The organism is Cocleimonas sp. KMM 6892 (assembly GCF_035798195.1).
Lineage (GTDB): Bacteria > Pseudomonadota > Gammaproteobacteria > Thiotrichales > Thiotrichaceae > Cocleimonas > Cocleimonas flava.
Map to the genome: position 1 here is coordinate 1 of NZ_JAPFBV010000022.1, position 706 is coordinate 706.

1 protein-coding gene is annotated in these 706 nt (G+C 46.6%); it reads right to left on the reverse strand.

Translation table 11 applies throughout. The features are described from left to right. Positions 1-706: DUF7507 domain-containing protein (locus OO007_RS20205; RefSeq protein WP_325810184.1), on the reverse strand; the 706-nt coding region annotated here is incomplete at both ends.

Consider the following 706-nt stretch of genomic DNA (forward strand, 5'->3'; position numbering starts at 1 on the left):
CCCGCCGTAACATCAGCTGGTGTTACGGTGTACGTACCACTTAAGACACAAGTCGCAGCAGGTGCTAATGTGGCACAACTAATCGTATTTGGCGTGATTTTAGTATCCAAAACTACTACGTTGGTTAAGGTCGCCGTACCGTTATTGGTTGCAGTTACCGTGTAGGTTAATACATCTCCATTACTGATTTCACCGTTACTGTCATTATCGGCATTGTCAGGCGCTGGTTTTACAAGGGTTAAACTCGGCGCGTTGATATCACTGACATTTTTCGCGGTACTTTCTGGTGTTTGATCAGAGTTTGCGGTGGCATCATTGATGATTGCACCCGCTGTTACATCAGCTGGTGTTACAGTATATGTGCCACTTAACTCACAAGTCGCACTAGGAGCTAACGTTGCACAAGTAATCGTATTTGGCGTAATTTTAGTATCCGTCACTACAACATCCGTTAACGTTGCCGCACCTGTATTGGTCGCGGTGATGGTATACGTCAATACATCGCCTTCACTTACTTCGGTATTGCCATCATTATCCGCATTTGCGGGTGCAGGTTTATCAACGGCTAATAGGGGCGCATTAATGGTGGTGGTTTCACCGTCGGTAACCGGATCGGTTTGATCCGAATCCGCTGTTGCGGTATTGACGATATTGTTGTCACTGACATTTTGTGGCGTCACGGTGTAGGTTCCGATCAACACACAGG